This window comes from Jeotgalibaca caeni (assembly GCF_028863945.1).
GTDB lineage: Bacteria > Bacillota > Bacilli > Lactobacillales > Aerococcaceae > Jeotgalibaca > Jeotgalibaca caeni.
On record NZ_JARBEA010000014.1, the window covers coordinates 1 to 19,040 of the forward strand.

A 19,040-nucleotide genomic window follows, 5' to 3' on the forward strand; every position below is an offset into this window, starting at 1 on the left:
TATTGAACCGCCGTATACGGATCCGTACGTACGGTGGTGTGAGAGGTCGGAGCCGTGAGGCTCCTCCTACTCGATTTATCTAAGTTCGATGAAGTGAAGGTGAAAACCAACTCCCACTTTAACGAACTAGAGCAAGTTCGTTAAAGTGAGCATCCAAAGAGCTCGCCACTTGTTCGAACTCAATCCAGTTCCTCCATCAATGCGGCGGCCTGCTCACGAATAAGGGCATTTTCATCAACTAAGAATAGCTGAATGAGTGTTCGTACGTCTGGAGGTAAGCACAAGCGGAAGAATAAGACTTGCGTCTCTAAGGCTTCTACGGCTGCCTGCCTTACCGATTCTTCTGGGTGTCGAGCGAAGCGATTCAGCCATTCCAAGTACCATACTTTATTTTCGGTTGCTTCCAGATGTAAAAATAGTTCCGCTATCCGCTCCGCATCTTCCGCCAATAAAAAACTATGTTCGGCTTCCCAACGAGTCATTTTCCCTTCTAGTGGCACTTCTACCAGCCCAGCTTCCAACTGCTCTAACAAACGAGTGAAATTGGGCGCCACGGTTTGCCAGTTATCTGTTTCAATATCCAAATGCCGGATAGCGGGTTCGCCTTTTTCATCCAGTGCAGAATAGTCAAAGGCAAAGAGTTGGTTCCCATTCACGCTAAAAATAATGAAGTAATCCGGTAAATCGGGTACTTGATGCTGGAAAAGGCTATAGGGCGTATGATGGTGGAGACCTAAAACATAGTGCAATAAAGCAAAATCCAATCCGTCTGAAGTAGGTTCTTCCGTCGCAATCCGCATATTTTGAAGATATCCGCCATTTTGATGCTGGATGAGATCTAGATAACTTTTAGGCAAGTCTGCCGTTGTGAAACGCGCCGTGATGGGTTGTGGCGCATCATCAATCGGGAAATTTTTTTCTATAGTTCGTTCGATCAAATACATAAGATGCCTCCTGAAAAAAAATTAATCAAAAAATTTCGACATTTTTATCAATACCATCTATAATAGATAGAGTGCTTCATTTGAAAGCCTTTACTAAAATATTGTGAAACATTATTGAATTCTTAAGCAAAATGAAGCTGAAATTTAACCGAAAAAGATATATAATTGTAATAATATTAACACGCGTTTGACATCGAATTTTTCATGATGAAGAGTACAATAGGTACGCAGTTAAGAAAGAAAGGGGGGACAAAGGTGCCAGAGCAAATTATTTACATTTATTACGACACAGTAGGAAACAACGTGTTGAGCAAGGGTATCGTCAATCAAAACAAAAAGACGCTTTGGAAACGCATCCCCAATAATTTATTATTAATTAAAGAACAAGCCTCAGTCGGAGTCTATGACAACTACACGGGTTTCCGCGTGGTAAAAGGGCAAGAAGAAGTGAAGCAATTTTTGGATAGCGGCATTGGCCAACCCTCACAGCTAGGTGCTTGGATTGATTTTTCAAGTGTGGATATGCTCCATCAGCTGACCCCCGTCGAGATTTCGGAAATTTTATATCTCGCCCATGCACACAATTATTTGCATTCTCCCTTCTATTATAAGTTACAGAACAATTATATCTATCTATCTTTGCCAAATAATTTCACTAAAATTTATTATCGATACTTAGAAGAGTTTTTAGATCAGTTTGCTGAATCCATTACCCAACGGATGCAGAACAAGGTGAACGAGAAGAAACGGTTCTTCCAAAAAGATCGCGTCATTGCGCCGTTTGATGTTGACAATCAATCAGATTTGGTTCCGATTTTCAGAGAAGGAGTCTGCTTGTCTTTCCGACAAATGAAAATCGAAAACGATGTTTACCGCGTTCCAATTTTTGTATGTGAAGATCAATTGTCTTTGCTAGAGAATCCTTTTGGAGAAGAGAAACAAATGGGTACGTTGAGCTACGATGCAACGCAAGAACGTTGGCATTTGGAATATCAATTCGAATAGAGTCACAACCAAAAATGGTTTCTGACTCTTTTTTTATATTGTGAACATCGGTTGTTGTGGTACAATAGCGGATGAAAAAAGAGCTGAATATATGTAGTTCGAACCTAAGGAGAAAATATATGAAAGTATTTTTAATATATGGTGGAAAAAGTGCAGAACATGATATATCTATTTTAACTGCTCACTCCATTGTAAAAGAGATTTATTATAACTATTATGATGTCGTTCCCGTTTATATAACACAAGCAGGCGTATGGCTTCAGGGTCAAACACTGACAGAACCAATCGCAGAGTCCGAATATTTGCGCCTGGAAGCCGGTTCTGAAATGAAGATGGCTCAAGAGGCTGGACAAACGTCTACTGGGATAGTGATTACACCTGCGGACATCAAAGCTGAAGATGCAGTGGTGTTCCCTGTACTTCATGGACCAAACGGAGAAGACGGCACGGTTCAAGGTCTATTCGAAGTGCTGGACATGCCGTATGTTGGTTGTGGTGTTCTAGCCAGTGCAACTGGGATGGACAAGATTACCAGTAAACATCTATTCCAGCAAGCAGGTTTGCCGCAAGTTCCTTACGTCCCGGTGTTCCACTTTGACTGGGAAAACAACCAAGAAGTGATTTTCATGCGTTGCGAAGGTTCTTTGATTTATCCGATGTACGTGAAACCAGCGAATATGGGTTCCAGCGTAGGCATCTCAAAAGCTACCAATCGGGAAGAATTAATCGAAGCCATCAATCAAGCCTTCCGTTATGATCACCGCATTGTAGTTGAACAAGGCGTGGAAGCACGTGAGATTGAAGTGGCGATTCTTGGAAACACAGATATTCATACCTCTGTGCCAGGAGAAATCATCAAGACGCAAGACTTCTATGACTACGAAGAAAAATACTTGAAAAATGACGTAGAGTTACAAATCCCGGCTGACCTTCCAGATGCTTTAGTGGAGAAACTGCAACAATATGCTGCCGGTGCGTTTCGTGCATTGGCAGGAAGTGGTTTAAGTCGTTGTGATTTCTTCGTTACGAGCAGCAACGAGATCTACATCAATGAAGTAAACACCATGCCTGGTTTCACCAAGTTCTCCATGTACCCATTATTGTGGGAATACACGGGTCTGAAATACAGTGATTTGGTAGAAGAATTAATTCAACTCGCGCTGAAACGCCATCGAGGTAAAATCACCTATACAGAAGTAAAATAAAAGAGGCGGGAGCAATCCCAGCCTCTTTCCATTCGTTGAAAGGAATGAAGGACATGAAGCCCATTCGCATCATAGATATTGTGAAAGCAGTAAGAGCGATTGATTACAGCTCGCCTAATCGATTTGCAGAAGTAGAATCAGTCGTGTTTGATTCGCGGGAAGCGACACCGAATAGTTTGTTTGTACCCTTAAAAGGAGAAACAGACGGACACGATTACATCCAATCGGCAATTGCTAAAGGTGCCATTGCCACATTATGGAGCCGCCCAGAATCGGAAGCTCCTGAAGGAATTGCTGTTATATTAGTGGATGATACGCTGGAAGCTCTGCAAGATTTAGCGAAAGCATACTTAGAAGACATCCAACCAAAAGTTGTAGCGATCACCGGAAGTAACGGAAAAACAACAACAAAAGACATGACAGCGGCTGTTCTGAGCGCCCGTTACCGCGTCCACAAAACAGCTGGCAATTATAACAATGAGATTGGTTTACCGATTACCATTTTGAATATGCCCGAAGATACTGAAATTTTAGTTTTGGAAATGGGGATGTCTGGTGCTGGTGAAATTTCACTACTAAGCCGTCTGGCACAACCAGATGTTGCCGCGATTACAATTATTGGCGAGAGCCACTTGGAGTATCTTGGAAGCAGACGAAACATTGCGAAAGCAAAACTGGAAATACTGGAAGGGTTGAAGGCAGATGGCTTGTTCATCTACCCGATCAACGAACCGTTGATTCGCGAAGAAATGCCGATTGATGGAGCCTATGCGAAGGAAACATTTGGTGTTGATAAGACCGCGACGATTTTCGCTTATGCTATTGAATCCAGTAAGGAGCGGACTTCCTTCAAGGTAAATGTGGACGATACAGCAACGCTCGACATCCCAGTGATTGGTACGTATAATGTTCAAAATGCCTTGATCGCCGTAGCGATTGCCCGTCACTTTAACCTTTCTATGATTGAAGTAAAAGGATATCTGGAAAACTTCAAGCTAAGTGAGAATCGCAACCAGTGGCTAGCAGGCGTGAATGGTGCTCAAGTCCTAAACGATGCCTATAATGCTAGCCCTACATCCATGACGGCAGTAGTAGAAGCGTTCGTCCAACTGGAAAAAGAAGGACGCCGCATGGTATTGCTGGGAGATATTCGGGAATTGGGAGAGAAGTCGCAAGAGTTGCACGCGAGCCTCGCATCATCCTTGAAGCCAGAGGAGCTAGACGTTGTTTATTTGTACGGGGAAGAAATGACTGCCCTATACGAAGCGTTGAAAGGTACATTTGAAGCCGAACGTCTACATCATTTTGCTGGAGACAAGGCGCCTCTCGTTGCGACCTTAAAAGAGAGTTTGCAAAAAAATGACCAAATTTTGATAAAATCAAGTTTTGGGACAGATTTGCTTTCTGTGGTAAAAGAGCTTATAAAATAAAGGAAAGGTGCCTCGTATATGAAAATACGGGCGCCTTTTTAAGTGTTTTCATTAATAAGTTGAAAGCTAAGATTTTTATTTTTATGAAAATAGTGTATACTAGTTAAATAAATTTTAGAAGAATAGAAACGACTACTCATTTTCTTTGTTCGCGCTCCATTTGTTTTTAGTATGAATAGAAAAGGAGGATTTTCTTATGCAAGAATTAATCCAATTTAAGAATGTAAACAAGTATTACGGTGAATATCATGCCTTACGTGACATTAATTTAACGTTTCATAAAGGAGAAGTGGCGGTTGTAATCGGGCCATCTGGTTCTGGGAAGAGTACGATGCTGCGCTGTATCAATGGGTTGGAATCAATCAACGAAGGCCAATTGATAGTAAACGGAACAGATCTGCATGCAAAAGACACGAATTTGACTGAAATTCGCAAGCACGTTGGAATGGTCTTCCAGCACTTTAACCTTTATCCGCATATGATGGTATTGGAGAATGTAACGTTGGCACCGATCAAGGTATTGAAAAAGGATCCTGCTGAAGCACGAAAAACAGCTGAATTCTTCTTGGACAAAGTAAATATGCTAGACAAAAAAGATGCCTATCCAGCACAACTTTCTGGCGGACAGAAGCAACGGATTGCGATTGCGCGTGGATTGGCGATGAATCCAGAAATCCTGTTGTTTGACGAGCCAACGAGTGCGCTCGATCCAGAGACCATCGATGATGTACTGGATGTTATGAAGAAACTAGCTAAAGAAGGCATGACGATGATTGTGGTCACGCATGAAATGGGCTTCGCACGTGAAGTTGGAGACCGGATTATCTTTATGGCAGAAGGTCAAGTCATTGAAGACCGAGAAGCGGTAGCCTTCTATGAAGGTGCCAAAGACCCAAGAGCTAAACAATTCTTGAGTAAGATTATTCATCAGGGATAAGGAGGAAGCGAGATGAAACGAATTAAATTATTCTTCCTTAGCTTTTTCACGCTGTTTCTCCTTGCTGCTTGTGCAGGGCCGAATCTAGCCGAATTAGACATTACCCAACGTATCGAAGAATCAGAGAGCCCAAAAATTGTGTGGGGTGTAAAGGCCGATACGAACTTATTTGGTCTCTATAATATTGAAGCAGGGGAAATTCAAGGCTTCGATATTGATATTGCCAAAGCATTGACGGAAGAAATCACCGGTGACGCAGCGAATGCTTCCTTTGTTGAGGTAACATCAAAAACACGGATTCCTTTGATTAAGAATGGGAATATCGATGCGATTATTGCTACCATGACGATTTCCGAAGAACGGATGAAGCAAGTGCTGTTTTCTGAAGTGTACTTTGCTGCGGGGCAATCGCTGCTCGTAGAAGAGGGTAGTGATCTTCAAGGAGTAGAGGATCTTACTAGTGAAGACACGGTAATCGCGGTAAAAGGATCCACCTCGGCGATCAACATCCGTGAACACAGTCCAGAAGCTACCATTATTGAATTAGAAAATTATTCTGAAGCATTTACGGCGTTGCAATCCGGTCAAGGTGATGCCATGACAACCGACAATGCTATTTTGTTGGGGATCATTGACGAAAATCCGGGATACCGTTTAGCAGGTGCACCGTTTACGGATGAACCGTACGGCATCGCGATTAATCATAGACAGGAGAACTTCCAGGCTCAAGTCAATGAGGCGTTATCGACAATCATTGAGAACGGAACCTATGCCGAAATCTTCCATAAATGGTTCCCAGAAGAAGAGCTGCCTGACTTGGGTTGGGCAGCTCCAAAAGAGTCTGCGGAATAATGACGATTGAAAGAGGTGAATGACATGGTAGATGTACTTGTCAATTATTCAGATATTCTCTTGGAAGGATTTATCAATACCATGATTGCCAGTGTGATTGCGCTCTTCTTGAGCATAGTCATTGGTACATTATTTGGTATTTTCCAAGTCTCCCAAAGTAAAGTATTACAACAAATTGCTCGTATCTACGTTCAATTGTTTTTGAATCTGCCGTTATTGGTCATTGTATTATTTTTCTATATTGTATTTCCCATGTACGTGATGAGCGTGAACGGCTTCACTGCTGGAATCATCGGGCTGACTATTTACACGTCCGCTTTCATTGCGGAAACGGTACGTGCCGGTATTCAGGGCGTGCCAACTGGGCAAATGGAAGCTGGTCTATCTACTGGCTTCACTTATTGGGAAACGATGCGCTACATCGTCTTGCCCCAAGCACTTAAAATTGTTATTCCACCATTGGGCAATCAATTCATCAACTTGGTGAAAAACTCATCGATCCTTGCTGTTGTAGCAGGACTGGACTTGATGTATTACGGAGACTTAATTGCCAGTGAAACGTTTAATACATTTGATACATATATCGTGATAGCGTTGTTCTATTTAGTGATTACTCTGCCATTAACATACTTCATGCAGTACTTAGAACGCCGTCTCGCAACGAACCGTTAGGAGGGAACGTATGGACTTTATTGGCGCATACTCGTGGATGAACATCCGCTTTTTATTAGAAGGATTATTTTTAACCTTGCAAGTAGCTTTGGTTTCAGGCGTGCTGAGTTTCTTAATTGGCGCGGTTTTAGGACTATTGCGTTATCTGCAGTTACCCGTTTTTTCTAAAATAGTTGGTGGACTTATTGATGTGATCCGCAATCTGCCGCTGCTCTTAATTATTTTCTTTACCTATTTCGCACTACCACAAATTGGCGTGCGTTTATCTATCTTTTGGTCTTCAGTAGCAGCGTTGACAATTTTTGAATCAGCCATGTTGTCAGAAATTATCCGCGGTGGATTGAACTCTATTCCGAAAGGCCAAACCGAAGCAGGGCTTTCAACCGGTCTTACTTATGGTCAGACACTCTGGTATATCATCATCCCACAAGCATTGCGCGCGATGGTACCGCCCATTGTCAGCCAGCTCGTTTCCCTAATCAAAGATACATCCTTAGCAACCATCATAACCTTGCCGGAACTGACCCATCACACACGAATTGTCTACGGACAAGATACGAATTATGTGATCCCGATGTTCTTACTGATGGCTTTCTTCTATTGGGTGGTCTGTTATTCACTTTCCCGATTCTCCCAACGCTTGGAACAAACACTATAGGAAAATGGCTATCAAAATGTAAAAAGTGCAATATAATTTATCTTTTTTCAAAATAAAAGGCTATAAAGTTTGTAAATAATTGAAAAGCATGGTATGATTACAGATGTTAAAAATTAGAGGAATAACAGAGGGTTTTTCTTTATAAAGAAAGAAACCAATAAACTTACGATTCGCCCGAACAGTGAATCATTTGTAGATAATAAATTGACATTCACCAATTAGAGGATTAGAAAGATTATGCTTATTTTGAGTAAATAATCTTTTTACGATTTTACAGAGGTTAAGAAATGAACTCTCTAATGTTTCTCAAAAATTAGGAGGAAACATGAAATTTACTGAATTGGGACTAGCTCCTGAACTACTAAAATCCGTTGAAGCGATGGGTTTTGAAGAAGCAACACCGATCCAAGAACAAACAATTCCATTGGCACTAGAGGGCAGAGACGTAATCGGCCAAGCACAAACAGGTACTGGTAAAACAGCTGCATTTGGTTTGCCAATGCTCCAAAAAATCGACACGAACAAACGTTCGATTCAAGGGCTTGTTATTGCACCTACGCGTGAATTAGCAATCCAAACTCAAGAAGAACTATACCGTCTCGGACGCGACAAACGTGTAACTGCACAAGTTGTATACGGTGGAGCAGACATCAGCCGTCAAATCCGTGCACTTAAAAACAATCCACATATCGTAGTTGGTACACCAGGACGTATGTTGGACTTAATCCGTCGTAAAGCATTGAACTTGAACAATGTAGAAACATTGGTCTTGGACGAAGCAGATGAAATGCTAAACATGGGCTTCTTGGAAGACATCGAAGCAATCATCAGCGAAACGAAAAAAGAAGGCCGTCAAACGCTTCTATTCTCTGCTACGATGCCTCCAGCAATTAAACGCATTGGCGTTCAATTCATGGAAAACCCTGAACACGTACAAATTAAATCATCGCAAATGACTGCGAACTTGATTGACCAGTACTTTGTAAAATGTAAAGACTTCGAAAAATTCGATAACATGACTCGTTTGTTCGATGTTCAAAACCCAGAATTGACTATTATCTTCGGACGTACCAAACGTCGCGTTGATGAGTTGGCAAAAGGTTTGGAACTACGTGGATACCGTGCAGAAGGTATTCATGGCGACTTGACGCAGAAAAAACGTATGAGCGTATTGAATGACTTCAAGACTGGTGGCTTGGATATTCTTGTAGCGACTGACGTTGCTGCTCGTGGATTGGATATTAGTGGTGTTACACACGTGTACAACTACGATATTCCACAAGACCCAGAAAGCTATGTTCACCGTATCGGCCGTACCGGTCGTGCAGGGAACGAAGGAATGTCCGTTACATTTGTAACTCCAAACGAAATGGACTACTTGCGTACAATTGAAAAATTGACTCGCACTCCAATGACTCCACTACGTCCGCCTTCTGATGAAGAAGCAATGCTTGGACAAATGAAGAACGCAGTGGATTCAATCGAAAGCATGGTTTCTGATATCCAAGTGGATAAATTTGAACGTGCGACCCAACACTTGTTGGACAAATACACACCTGAAGAATTGGCTGCTGCATTCGTGAAGAGCCAATCCAAAGATGCGACCGATATTCCGGTTAACATCACTCCTGAGCGCCCACTACCAAACCGTAACAAAGGCGGCGGTGGCGGCTACAAAGGAAAAGGCGGCGGTGGCGGCTACAAAGGCAAGAGCGGACGTTCCGGCGACCGTCGTGGCCAAAGTAGCGGCGGAGACCGTAACTTCAAACGTTCACGTAACGCTGAAGGCAGTGCTGGTGGCGGCGGAAAACGTCGTGATGACCGCAAACGCTCCGGTAGCAAAGGTGGAAAACCTGGTTTTACCATCCGTAACAACGACTAATACGTAATAGAAGGAGGCCTCGACATTGTCGAAGCCTCCTTTTTTGTTGGCGTGGGATGGTTTTGGACAAGTCAGGGGTAAAAAAGTAGTCCACTTGTCCAAAAATGTCAAAAATGGACAAGTGAGAGCTAAAATAACAGTCTACTTGTCCAAAATTAGTAAAAATGGACAAGTGAGGTTAAAAATTCCATCTCACTTGTCCAAAGTGTAGTTGTTCTCCTTTTTAAGCGGGTATTGTGCTTCCGTTTTCTCCGTTTTCCCACAGCCTTGCTAGGCAGAAGGATATCAAACAGTGAGAAATACAAGTTTCCGCTGTAAAGAGAGCGGGGATGAAAAATCCTAAATAAAAATAAACGAAATGATTTGAAAATTTTCCTTTCGTTGCGTTACCTGTTTTTTTCTGCAATAATAGGCGCAATGAAATGCAAAAGAGGGACTGAATAGAGTGAAAAAAGGAATTCAATTGATCTGCCTGCTCTTTGCAGGAACGGTTCTTTCTAGTTGCGACGAACCAAATGAGTCGACGTCGGTCGTTCAAACGATAGCGCCACTTGTCGCCGAGGAAGAGGAATTCGCCATTTGGATGGTGACCGATCCGCACTACTTGGCGCCTGAATTGTTTGACGATGGGGAAGCTTTTAGAAGAATGCAAGCTACCTCAGCGGGGAAAGACCTAGCCCGCATGCCCCAGATCATGGAGGCGTTAGTATGGGAAGCGGCCAAGGAGCAGCCGGATCTATTAATTGTCAGCGGCGACTTAACCTTTAACGGTGAGTATCAAAGTATGAAAGAAATGGCGGACTTTTTCCGTCAGATTGAAGAAAACGGTACGCAAGTCAGTGTCATTCCGGGAAATCATGACATCCATAGTGGATGGGCACGTAAATTTGAAGGCGAAGAAATGGAGCCTGTTGAACAGGTAACTCCGGATGATTTCAAGACGCTCTTTGCTGATTATGGGTATGACCTTGCTGTATGGGAAGATCCACATTCACTGAGCTATGTGATGGAACCGAAAGAAGGCTACCCGTTCTTGATGATTGACACCAATCGCTATCCGGATACGAAGAGTACCGAGGCTCCTTTAGCAGAGGGAGCGATCAAAGAAGAAACATTTGCGTGGCTCGATGAGTATTATCAAACAAAGCCAGCCATTACTGAGGCATATATGATCGGACATCACCCGCTCCTCAACCACAGTGGTTCGGAGGGGGGACGCTTTTCTTTGGAGAACAGCGAGGAAGCCTTGGCGTTCTTTACTGGAAAAGGAGTACGAACTGGATTCGCTGGACATATCCATGCGCAAAATATCTCAGCAGAAGATTCCTTCCATGAAATAGTGACGGGAGCATTGTCCATTTACCCGAACAGTATCGGCACGATGCGCTTAAACGAAGAAGGGTTGAGCTACGAACGAAAGAAACTCGATGTTTCAGGATGGGCCAAAGAAACGAATCAGCCGGATCCTGCTTTGCTGGATTATTTACAAACGACATATGACCTCTTCAAAAATGACGGAGAAACGTTAGCACTTGGGATGATGTTTGAAGAGCAATGGTATGAAGAGGCGTATGAAACGGCAGTCACAGAATTTGTTGGGGAGTTAAATGTGCGCTACTTTGCTGGTGAGGACTTCGTAACAGATGAGAATGACGTACAAGCATTACTAGAGCACCCAGGCTACCAGATTATTCAAGAAAACAGCAAGACGTTCCTGAAGCGATATACGACGCAGCTCTTGGAAGATGAGAATCTGGATGACCGCACCATCTTCATTCCAAACAACTCTGCGCAAGAATGACACTTCTTGTTGTTTTTGGTAAAATAAAAGAAGTGAAAGAGGAGGGGAAGGACGAGATGATTATCGGAATTGGGCTGGATGTGACGGAACTAGACCGCATCACGCTGGCATATACCAGAAAAGCTGCCTTCGCCGAACGAGTTTTGACCGAGAAGGAGCAAGCGATTTTTCATCAGCTGACCGGAACTCGGCAGATGGAATTCCTCGCCGGCCGGTTTGCCGCGAAAGAAGCATTTTCCAAGGCATACGGTACAGGGATCGGCAAACTGTCCTTTCAGGACATGGAAATTTTGCCCGGGGAAAAAGGGAAGCCGGAAGTAACCCATTCGCCATTTGATGGAAATGTTTGGGTATCCATCTCCCACTCTTCAAATATTGTAGTTGCACAAGTCATTTTGGAAAAATAAGGGGATTTTGACACATGGTACGAGGCGTACACCGACCAACTGTCGCAACCATTGATTTAGGGGCGATTAAAGAGAATATTCAACAAATTCGCAGACAAATTCAACCGCATAAGAAGCTCTTGGCTGTCGTAAAGGCAGATGGGTACGGGCATGGTGCCGTTCCAGTTGCCAATGCTGCCAAGGAAGCAGGCGTGGACGGTTTTTGTGTAGCGATTCTAGATGAAGCTCTGGAGCTGCGCGAGAGTGGTTTCACGGAAGACTTCTTATTGGTAATGGGTCTGACGGAAGTGCGGGATGTTGCATTGATGGCGGATCAAAACATCAGTGTTACCGTATCGTCACTAGATTGGCTGGAGGATGCCTTACCGCTACTCGCATTAAGGAAGACCAATCGGCCGTTACGCATTCACCTAGCTGTTGATACAGGGATGGGGCGCATCGGTTTACGTACAAAGGAAGAGATTCAGCGGTTTGAAGCGTTCTGCAGCGAGCAAGAGGAATTACACTTTGAAGGAATTTTTACGCATTTTGCGACAGCCGATGGAGAAGACAATGACCAAGTCGAACGGCAATACGCGATGTTTAAGGAAATCGTTCAGGGGTTAAAAGAGCGTCCTGAAATAGTCCACCTAGCGAATTCTGCCATGACGTTGTGGCATGAAGATTTCGAAACCGATGCGGTCCGCATTGGTATTGCGATGTATGGGTACAACCCCTCTGATCAAACCTTGCAGGTTCCATACCCACTGAAGCCTGCTTTCACCTTGCGGACAGAATTGAGTTATGTGAAGCAAATGCGGGCAGGGGATACGATTAGTTACGGAGCTCGCTACCGCGCCTATGAAGGAGAATGGTTAGCCACGTTGCCGATTGGTTATGCAGACGGCTTGCGTCGTGACTTAGGGGGACAAACCTTTCTTGTTGAAGGACACCGTTGTCCCGTTCGCGGTGTGATTTGTATGGATCAATGCATGATTAGTTTACCTCATGCATTTCCGATTGGAACGAAGGTGACCATTCTAGGGGAAGACCATGGTGAAGTGAACAGTCCTTCTGCGATGGCAGTGGAAATTGGCACAATCGGCTATGAAATTTTGTGCGGAATCAGCCAGCGCGTGCCGCGTGTCTACATCGATTCAAGAAATGACGAATCATAGCCTGCTACTCAGGCTTTTTTCACAGAGGGGTGTCCGATGTTAAAGATCATGATTGTAGAAGACGACCAGACAATTGCTTCCGTTTTGGCAAGAGAATTGGAAAAGTGGAATTATGAGCCGGTAGTCACTGAGAATTTTACGCAAGTGATGGAGACCTTTCATCAGGAAATGCCCCAACTTGTATTGATGGATATTCAGTTGCCGGCGTTCAACGGGTACTATTGGTGTCAATAAATCCGTAAAGTTTCGCAAGTGCCCATTATATTTGTCTCCAGTCGCAGCGAAAACATGGATATTGTCATGGCTATTCAAATGGGCGGGGACGATTACATCCAGAAACCATTCGATTTGACGGTAGCTTTGGCAAAAATTCAAGCGCTTCTTAGACGCACGTATGATTTTAATGATACGGATAATTATTTGCTAGTAGGGGAAGTGGTCTTGAAGCCGGGAGAATCGAAGCTATTATTTCAAGACGAAGAGATTGATTTGACTCGCAATGAATTGAAAGTGTTGGAATTGCTTTTTCAACAGAAGAAGACCTTTGTTTCTCGTGAGGAGATTATGGTGCGTTTGTGGGAAGATGAGTCATTTATTGATGACAACACCTTGGCTGTTTTGATTGCTCGGTTGCGTAAGAAGTTGAATCAAATTGGTTTGGAGCACTTTATTGTTACGAAGAAAGGGCTTGGCTACTCGATTCAGGAGGACGAATCATGAAGCAGGACCGTAGAGTCATTATCCGAGCGTTTTTACGGAGTATGCGTCCAGCGTTTACGATTTATGGGGTAGCGCTGTTCAGTTTCGGTATGATTGCTTTCTTGACGCGCTTTCCATTTGATTACTTTTGGTATAGTGTGTTTGTTTTCAGTGTCATTTGTGCGATTTATAGTGGGTTTCAGGGATATGGTTATTATGGCCGGTACCGGGACATTGAACGGTTGCCACTGACACAGATTACCGAAATAGAAAATTTTCCAGAAGGGCATGATCCCAGCGATCAGCTCTACCAAGATAAATTAGTAGAGTTAGCCGAGCTGTATTATCGCGATATGCAGAAAAACCGGGAAGCTCAGCAAGAGCAGCTGGATTATTTCACCTTGTGGCTGCACCAAATTAAAACACCGATTGCGGCGATGAGCTTACTCAATCAAGGAATGCCGGATTCAAAACAGAAAAGGCAGTTCGAACAAGAGTTGATTCGAGTTGAAGACTACACGCATATGGCGCTGAGTTATTTGAAGCTGACCGAACACAGCCAAGAACTGGATGTGGAAACAGTTGAGATTGATCGGGTTCTTCGCAGAGTCATCAAGAAATATGCGGTTCTCTTTATCTATAATCAGATTCAACTGGATTACCAGCCAACAGGTCTTCAAGTGGTGAGCGATGAGAAATGGTTGGAAGTGCTGTTTGAACTGATTTTGTCGAACAGCTTGAAGTATGCACCGAAAGGGAAAATACGAATCTTCGCTCAAGGACAGACCTTGGTGATGGAAGACAGCGGGATGGGGATTCGCGCAGAAGACTTGCCTAAAATTTTCGAAAAAGGGTATAGTGGAATGAATGGGCGGCTGAAAGAGAAGTCGACCGGTCTCGGGCTTTTCCTTTCGCGTAAAATTTGTCAGCGGTTGGGGCACGATATTCATGTGGAGTCCGAATTAAATAAATATACAAAAGTATCCTTTGATTTATCACGCAAAGAGGTACCCTTATTCGACTAAAAGTGGAATCTTACAAAAGTGTAAGGTTCTACTTTTTGTTTGTAAGAGTAGATAAAGGCTCCAAATGGGATTTTGGAATAGAATATAGAAAAGGAGGAATTACTATGACATTTCTAGAAGTTAAAAACTTAAAAAAAGTATATCGTGCAAAACAAACCCTTAAAGGTACCGAGGCTTTATCTGATGTAAATTTTTCCGTAAACAAAGGTGAATTCATTTCGATCATGGGTGAATCCGGATCGGGGAAAACAACACTCTTGAATATTCTTTCCACATTGGATCGACCAACAGAAGGGGAAGTTTACTTAGACGGACAACCGCTCTCGCAAATTAAAGATAAAGAAATTTCGCGCTTCCGTCGTGACACGCTAGGTTTCGTATTCCAAGACTTTAATCTACTGGACACCTTTAGCTTGAAAGACAACATTTTCTTGCCGCTTGTATTAGCAAATACGCCGGTAACGGAAATGGATCGTCGCCTTCATCCAATTGCACTAAATTTAGGTATCCAAAACCAACTGGATAATTATCCATATGAAGTTTCTGGGGGACAAAAACAACGGGCTGCCGTAGCGCGTGCACTCATCACCCAACCGAAAATATTACTGGCTGATGAGCCGACCGGAGCATTAGATTCCAAAGCTTCACAAAACCTACTAGAGACTTTTGAAAAAATCAACGAAGAAGGACAAACCATCGTTATGGTCACACACAGTGTGCAGGCAGCGAGCCACTCGAACCGTGTACTCTTTATCCGCGATGGAATTGTGTATCATGAAATCTACCGAGGAGACTCGAGTTCAGAAGACTTCCGCGAAAAAATTGCCCAGTCTATGCTAGTCATCACTAATCGAGGTGAGCAACATGCGCTTTAATTACTTTTACAAAATGGCGATGCGAAACATCCAAGCAAATCGCCAACTCTACTTTCCCTATGCCATATCTGCCGTTCTAACCATTGCGATGTTCCTGCAGATGATGACACTGGTCGGAAACGACTTTGGCCTCGTTCGCGGCGGTACTACCGTAGATTTGTTGCTTCGATTCGGTGTGATCATCATTGGAATGTTCTCGCTGGTCTTCCTGTTGTACGCCAATAGTTTCTTGATTAAAAGACGGAAAAAAGAAATTGGCTTATATGGCATCTTAGGACTAGAAAAGAAGCACGTTTCCAAAATCCTTTTCGTTGAAACGAGTATTATTGGAATCGTAAGTATTGGTTTTGGACTTTTAATTGGAACGATTTTTGGCCGTTTATTCTTTCTCTTGTTGAATTACCTGTTGCAGTTACCGAGGGACATGGAGTATCAATTCCAGCCACTGAACTTATTGCTGACAGCGATGCTATTTGCAGGAATTTTCTTACTGGCATACTTCTATAATCTAAGCCAAGTAACGTTCGCAAACCCGATCACTCTATTAAAAGGGGAAAAAGAAGGAGAACGGGAACCGAAAAGTAATATCGTCATGTTTCTATTGGGACTTGTTTCCCTTGGAGCCGGTTATTGGATCTCGCTCACAATTGCTGATCCTGTAGCTGCACTGACCCAGTTCTTCTTGGCAGTATTGTTGGTTATTGTAGGTACCTACTTCTTGTTCACATCAGGATCCATCTTTATCCTAAAAATGATGAAGAAGAACAAAAAGCTATACTACCAACCGCGTGCCTTCATCTCCATTTCCGGTATGCTGTACCGTATGAAGCAAAACGCAACTGGATTGGCGAATATTGCCATCCTATCCTGTATGGTTATTATCGCTCTTGGTACGACCATCGCAATTTATGCTGGTGCGGAAGCATCCATTGCGGACCGCTATCCAGCTGAAAATAATGCTACTGTTTACTATCAAGAAGAAATTTCTGTACCTGCAATAGAAGAGGACATGGAGATCGCCATTGACCACCTGGTAGCAGAAAGAGGTTCCCTGGAAGTTACTGATTTCATCAGTTACCCGTATGCAAATATCTTTGGACGAGTGGAAGGGAATTCTGTTCAAGGTAATGCAGACTACTCAGACAGTATGAAAACCATTTATATGATGTCTGTTGATGACTTTAATGAGTTAGAAGAAGACGACTTGCAAGTAGGGGAAAATGAAATTTACATTCATGAGACAGCTAACTATGGTCATGACACAATCGATTTAGGCGGCATCGAATTCGCTGCGAAGGAATTTGATAGTCCTGTTTCAAGTTTCTCCCTCGAAGAATCTTATGGCCGCATGGTTTTAATTGTTTTGCCGAATCGCGAAGCAATGAACCAAGTGTTGCAAGGATATCAAGATGGCGGTTATCCGTCTGTCAGCGTCACCGGTACCATCCGTTGGAATACAACCGGTACAGAAGAGGAAAAACAAGCATATGCAGAACGCTTGCGACCTGTATATGAAACGGACGATGTGATTGTTCGTTATGAGACAAAAGTAGAAGGTAGCAAAGAATGGTATACGATGAATGGCGGCCTTCTGTTCTTAGGGATTTTCCTAGGCATGCTGTTTATCTTAGGCACCATTTTGATTACCTACTTCAAGCAAATTTCAGAAGGATATGAAGACCGTTCCCGTTTCAATATTATGCAAAAAGTGGGCTTGTCTAAAGAAATGATCCGCAGCACAAGTCGGAGCCAAGTGGTTTGGATGTTTATGCTTCCACTGCTTGTTGCAACCCTCCATACAGCCTTTGCTTATCCAATTCTGCGTAAACTACTATTTATCTTTGGGCTTAAATCTCAATTTATTCTCTTATCGAGTATTGGCGGCGTCGTTATTGCCTTTAGCCTATTGTACTGGCTCATTTACCGCCTTACCGCAAAAGTTTATTACTCAATCGTGCAGTAAAAAGGATGAAAAACCGAATAGCGTGCAAGTGGAGCAGAAAAAAAGGCTCACTTGCACGCTTTCGGCTATTTTGGTATGAGTGAGAGTTTTTTTTGACCTCACTTGCACGTTTTTCGCGATTTTGGTATAAGTGAGGTTATTTTTGAGGCTCACTTGCACGTTCTCACTTTTTTGCAGAAAAAAAGGGAGCTTGCTCCGCCATTCTTGATGTGATACACTAATCAGGCTGTTAAAAACAGCGCGTGGTTCGTCGACCATCCCACGTAAAAAAACTAGGAGGAATACAAAATGAATACAAGAAAAATGGTGACTAACACCATCGTGGCAGCCCTGTATGTGGCGATGACAGGGGTTTTTAGTTTTATGTCGTTTGGAGCGGTTCAATTCCGTGTATCGGAAATGTTGAACCATTTAGTAGGCTATCATCGTTCTTACAAGTATGGTGTGTTAGCCGGCGTTTTTATTTCCAATCTGATTTTTTCAACGCTTGGCGCGTGGGACTTGGTGTTTGGCTTTGGACAAACATTGGTGGCGTTCCTTATTTTAGAACGATTATTCAAACCAAGCGATTCCGAAATGAAAAAAATGATGAAAGTTACCGCAGTATTTGTCAGTACCATGTTCTTCGTAGCCGTTGAGCTGTACTTGGTGCTAGACTTACCGTTTTGGTTCTCTTTCGCAACAGCAGCATTTGGAGAAGCAGTGGTCTTGCTTGTTTCTGCTCCGTTGATGCAGTACTTAAACAAAATTATTAAATTTACTGAACGAATGCACTAATAGAGAAAAGGCTGGAATAAAATTCCGCCTTTTTTATTTTGTGTGGTATCCTTAATTTCAATGAAAGAGAAGAACGGAGGAATAAAAAATGGAATTACTAGCTCTTACAGTAGGCAAGATTGAAGAGAATTGTTATTTCTTAGTCGGTGAGAATCGCGACACGATTATTTTTGATCCAGGTGCGGAACCCGATGAAATAAAAGATGTAATTGAAGTAAACAACTTGAAACCTTTTGCTATCGTGCTGACCCACGCCCATTATGATCACATTGGAGCAGTTAACGAGATTCGTGCTACATACGGTGTGCCGCTCTACCAGAGCTCCATCGAAAAAGACTGGCTCGTTGATCCGATGCAGAATGGTTCTGGCAGACATCCAGAAATGGAAGATGTCATCATTGAGAAACCAGCTGATTTTTACTTAGACACAATGGGAACAAACCAAATTGGCGAGTTTACCTTTGACATGCAACACATCCCAGGACACTCTCCAGGAAGTTTAGTCTTTCTATTCAAGGAAAGCGGCTTTGGAATTGTGGGCGATGTTATCTTCCAAGGAAGCGTAGGCCGTACCGATTTCCCTTATGGCAGCCATGAGTCTTTGATGGAGGGAATCAACAACCACATTTTGCCGCTGCCGGGTGATTTTGTATTATTCCCAGGACATGGCGAACCAACGACGGTTCAACAAGAAAAAGATACCAATCCATTCTTAAACGGTAGAATGAGATAAAATAAGAGGCTGGACTTT

17 protein-coding genes, 1 pseudogene and 1 riboswitch are annotated in these 19,040 nt (G+C 43.1%); of the genes and pseudogenes, 17 read left to right on the forward strand and 1 reads right to left on the reverse strand.

The annotated features are described in order from the left end of the window. Positions 1-179: 179 nt before the first annotated feature. Positions 180-944 carry an SMI1/KNR4 family protein gene (locus tag PVE40_RS04470; RefSeq protein WP_274730691.1) on the reverse strand — a complete coding sequence of 255 codons (765 nt, stop codon included), beginning with the start codon at positions 942-944 and terminating at the stop codon, positions 180-182. Between the two features lie 255 nt (positions 945-1,199). Between PVE40_RS04470 and PVE40_RS04475 the strand changes: the two genes are divergently transcribed. The 17 genes and pseudogenes from PVE40_RS04475 to PVE40_RS04555 all read left to right on the forward strand — a co-directional run bounded on the left by PVE40_RS04475 (position 1,200) and on the right by PVE40_RS04555 (position 19,022). Next, entirely contained in the window at positions 1,200-1,949 is a 750-nt protein-coding gene (locus tag PVE40_RS04475) for a hypothetical protein (RefSeq protein ID WP_274730692.1), read from the forward strand. 119 nt (positions 1,950-2,068) lie between these two features. Next, positions 2,069-3,154 (forward strand): D-alanine--D-alanine ligase, encoded by a 1,086-nt coding sequence (locus PVE40_RS04480; protein WP_274730693.1) that lies wholly within the window; start codon positions 2,069-2,071, stop codon positions 3,152-3,154. A 53-nt stretch (positions 3,155-3,207) separates the two neighbouring features. After that, complete coding sequence (locus PVE40_RS04485; RefSeq protein ID WP_274730694.1) at positions 3,208-4,584, forward strand: UDP-N-acetylmuramoyl-tripeptide--D-alanyl-D-alanine ligase; 1,377 nt, start codon at positions 3,208-3,210, stop codon at positions 4,582-4,584. Between the two features lie 196 nt (positions 4,585-4,780). Then, positions 4,781-5,521, forward strand: coding sequence for an amino acid ABC transporter ATP-binding protein (locus tag PVE40_RS04490; RefSeq protein WP_274730695.1), 741 nt, complete (start codon positions 4,781-4,783; stop codon positions 5,519-5,521). 12 nt (positions 5,522-5,533) lie between these two features. After that, positions 5,534-6,373, forward strand: a complete 840-nt coding sequence (locus tag PVE40_RS04495) for a glutamate ABC transporter substrate-binding protein (RefSeq protein ID WP_274730696.1) — start codon at positions 5,534-5,536, stop codon at positions 6,371-6,373. A 24-nt stretch (positions 6,374-6,397) separates the two neighbouring features. Continuing rightward, positions 6,398-7,045 carry an amino acid ABC transporter permease gene (locus PVE40_RS04500; RefSeq protein WP_274730697.1) on the forward strand — a complete coding sequence of 216 codons (648 nt, stop codon included), beginning with the start codon at positions 6,398-6,400 and terminating at the stop codon, positions 7,043-7,045. A 10-nt stretch (positions 7,046-7,055) separates the two neighbouring features. Then, a complete protein-coding gene (locus tag PVE40_RS04505) occupies positions 7,056-7,703 on the forward strand; it encodes an amino acid ABC transporter permease (RefSeq protein ID WP_274730698.1) in 648 nt (215 codons plus the stop codon). A gap of 325 nt (positions 7,704-8,028) precedes the next feature. Next, entirely contained in the window at positions 8,029-9,585 is a 1,557-nt protein-coding gene (cshA, locus tag PVE40_RS04510) for a degradosome RNA helicase CshA (RefSeq protein WP_274730699.1), read from the forward strand. A gap of 445 nt (positions 9,586-10,030) precedes the next feature. After that, positions 10,031-11,386 carry a metallophosphoesterase gene (locus PVE40_RS04515; protein WP_274730700.1) on the forward strand — a complete coding sequence of 452 codons (1,356 nt, stop codon included), beginning with the start codon at positions 10,031-10,033 and terminating at the stop codon, positions 11,384-11,386. 56 nt (positions 11,387-11,442) lie between these two features. Then, on the forward strand, positions 11,443-11,793 hold the full coding sequence (acpS, locus tag PVE40_RS04520) for a holo-ACP synthase (RefSeq protein WP_274730701.1): 351 nt from the start codon (positions 11,443-11,445) through the stop codon (positions 11,791-11,793). A 14-nt stretch (positions 11,794-11,807) separates the two neighbouring features. Continuing rightward, positions 11,808-12,950, forward strand: a complete 1,143-nt coding sequence (alr, locus tag PVE40_RS04525; RefSeq protein WP_274730702.1) for an alanine racemase — start codon at positions 11,808-11,810, stop codon at positions 12,948-12,950. Positions 12,951-12,986: 36 nt separating this feature from the next. Then, positions 12,987-13,670, forward strand: a pseudogene (locus tag PVE40_RS04530) (response regulator). Further along, a complete protein-coding gene (locus tag PVE40_RS04535) occupies positions 13,667-14,674 on the forward strand; it encodes a sensor histidine kinase (protein WP_274730703.1) in 1,008 nt (335 codons plus the stop codon). Before PVE40_RS04530 ends, PVE40_RS04535 begins: the two are co-directional and overlap by 4 nt. 104 nt (positions 14,675-14,778) lie before the next feature. Beyond that, complete coding sequence (locus tag PVE40_RS04540; protein WP_274730704.1) at positions 14,779-15,549, forward strand: ABC transporter ATP-binding protein; 771 nt, start codon at positions 14,779-14,781, stop codon at positions 15,547-15,549. Then, positions 15,539-17,512: an FtsX-like permease family protein gene (locus tag PVE40_RS04545; RefSeq protein ID WP_274730705.1), complete on the forward strand. Its 1,974-nt coding sequence runs from the start codon at positions 15,539-15,541 to the stop codon at positions 17,510-17,512. Before PVE40_RS04540 ends, PVE40_RS04545 begins: the two co-directional genes overlap by 11 nt. A gap of 236 nt (positions 17,513-17,748) precedes the next feature. Further along, a riboswitch (PreQ1 riboswitch) is annotated at positions 17,749-17,794 on the forward strand. Positions 17,795-17,800: 6 nt separating this feature from the next. Next, positions 17,801-18,289: a QueT transporter family protein gene (locus tag PVE40_RS04550; RefSeq protein ID WP_274730706.1), complete on the forward strand. Its 489-nt coding sequence runs from the start codon at positions 17,801-17,803 to the stop codon at positions 18,287-18,289. Between the two features lie 88 nt (positions 18,290-18,377). Further along, positions 18,378-19,022 (forward strand): MBL fold metallo-hydrolase, encoded by a 645-nt coding sequence (locus PVE40_RS04555; protein WP_274730707.1) that lies wholly within the window; start codon positions 18,378-18,380, stop codon positions 19,020-19,022. Positions 19,023-19,040: the final 18 nt, after the last annotated feature.

Bases quoted from the DNA above. Each gene is read 5' to 3' on its own strand.
- PVE40_RS04485 (WP_274730694.1), top strand. From the start codon at position 3,208: ATGAAGCCCATTCGCATCATAGATATTGTGAAAGCAGTAAGAGCGATT.
- PVE40_RS04505 (WP_274730698.1), top strand. From the start codon at position 7,056: ATGGACTTTATTGGCGCATACTCGTGGATGAACATCCGCTTTTTATTA.
- acpS (WP_274730701.1), top strand. From the start codon at position 11,443: ATGATTATCGGAATTGGGCTGGATGTGACGGAACTAGACCGCATCACG.
- PVE40_RS04470 (WP_274730691.1), bottom strand. From the start codon at position 944: ATGTATTTGATCGAACGAACTATAGAAAAAAATTTCCCGATTGATGAT.
- PVE40_RS04555 (WP_274730707.1), top strand. From the start codon at position 18,378: ATGGAATTACTAGCTCTTACAGTAGGCAAGATTGAAGAGAATTGTTAT.
- PVE40_RS04545 (WP_274730705.1), top strand. From the start codon at position 15,539: ATGCGCTTTAATTACTTTTACAAAATGGCGATGCGAAACATCCAAGCA.
- PVE40_RS04535 (WP_274730703.1), top strand. From the start codon at position 13,667: ATGAAGCAGGACCGTAGAGTCATTATCCGAGCGTTTTTACGGAGTATG.
- PVE40_RS04480 (WP_274730693.1), top strand. From the start codon at position 2,069: ATGAAAGTATTTTTAATATATGGTGGAAAAAGTGCAGAACATGATATA.
- PVE40_RS04490 (WP_274730695.1), top strand. From the start codon at position 4,781: ATGCAAGAATTAATCCAATTTAAGAATGTAAACAAGTATTACGGTGAA.
- PVE40_RS04500 (WP_274730697.1), top strand. From the start codon at position 6,398: ATGGTAGATGTACTTGTCAATTATTCAGATATTCTCTTGGAAGGATTT.
- PVE40_RS04550 (WP_274730706.1), top strand. From the start codon at position 17,801: ATGAATACAAGAAAAATGGTGACTAACACCATCGTGGCAGCCCTGTAT.
- PVE40_RS04495 (WP_274730696.1), top strand. From the start codon at position 5,534: ATGAAACGAATTAAATTATTCTTCCTTAGCTTTTTCACGCTGTTTCTC.
- PVE40_RS04540 (WP_274730704.1), top strand. From the start codon at position 14,779: ATGACATTTCTAGAAGTTAAAAACTTAAAAAAAGTATATCGTGCAAAA.
- alr (WP_274730702.1), top strand. From the start codon at position 11,808: ATGGTACGAGGCGTACACCGACCAACTGTCGCAACCATTGATTTAGGG.
- cshA (WP_274730699.1), top strand. From the start codon at position 8,029: ATGAAATTTACTGAATTGGGACTAGCTCCTGAACTACTAAAATCCGTT.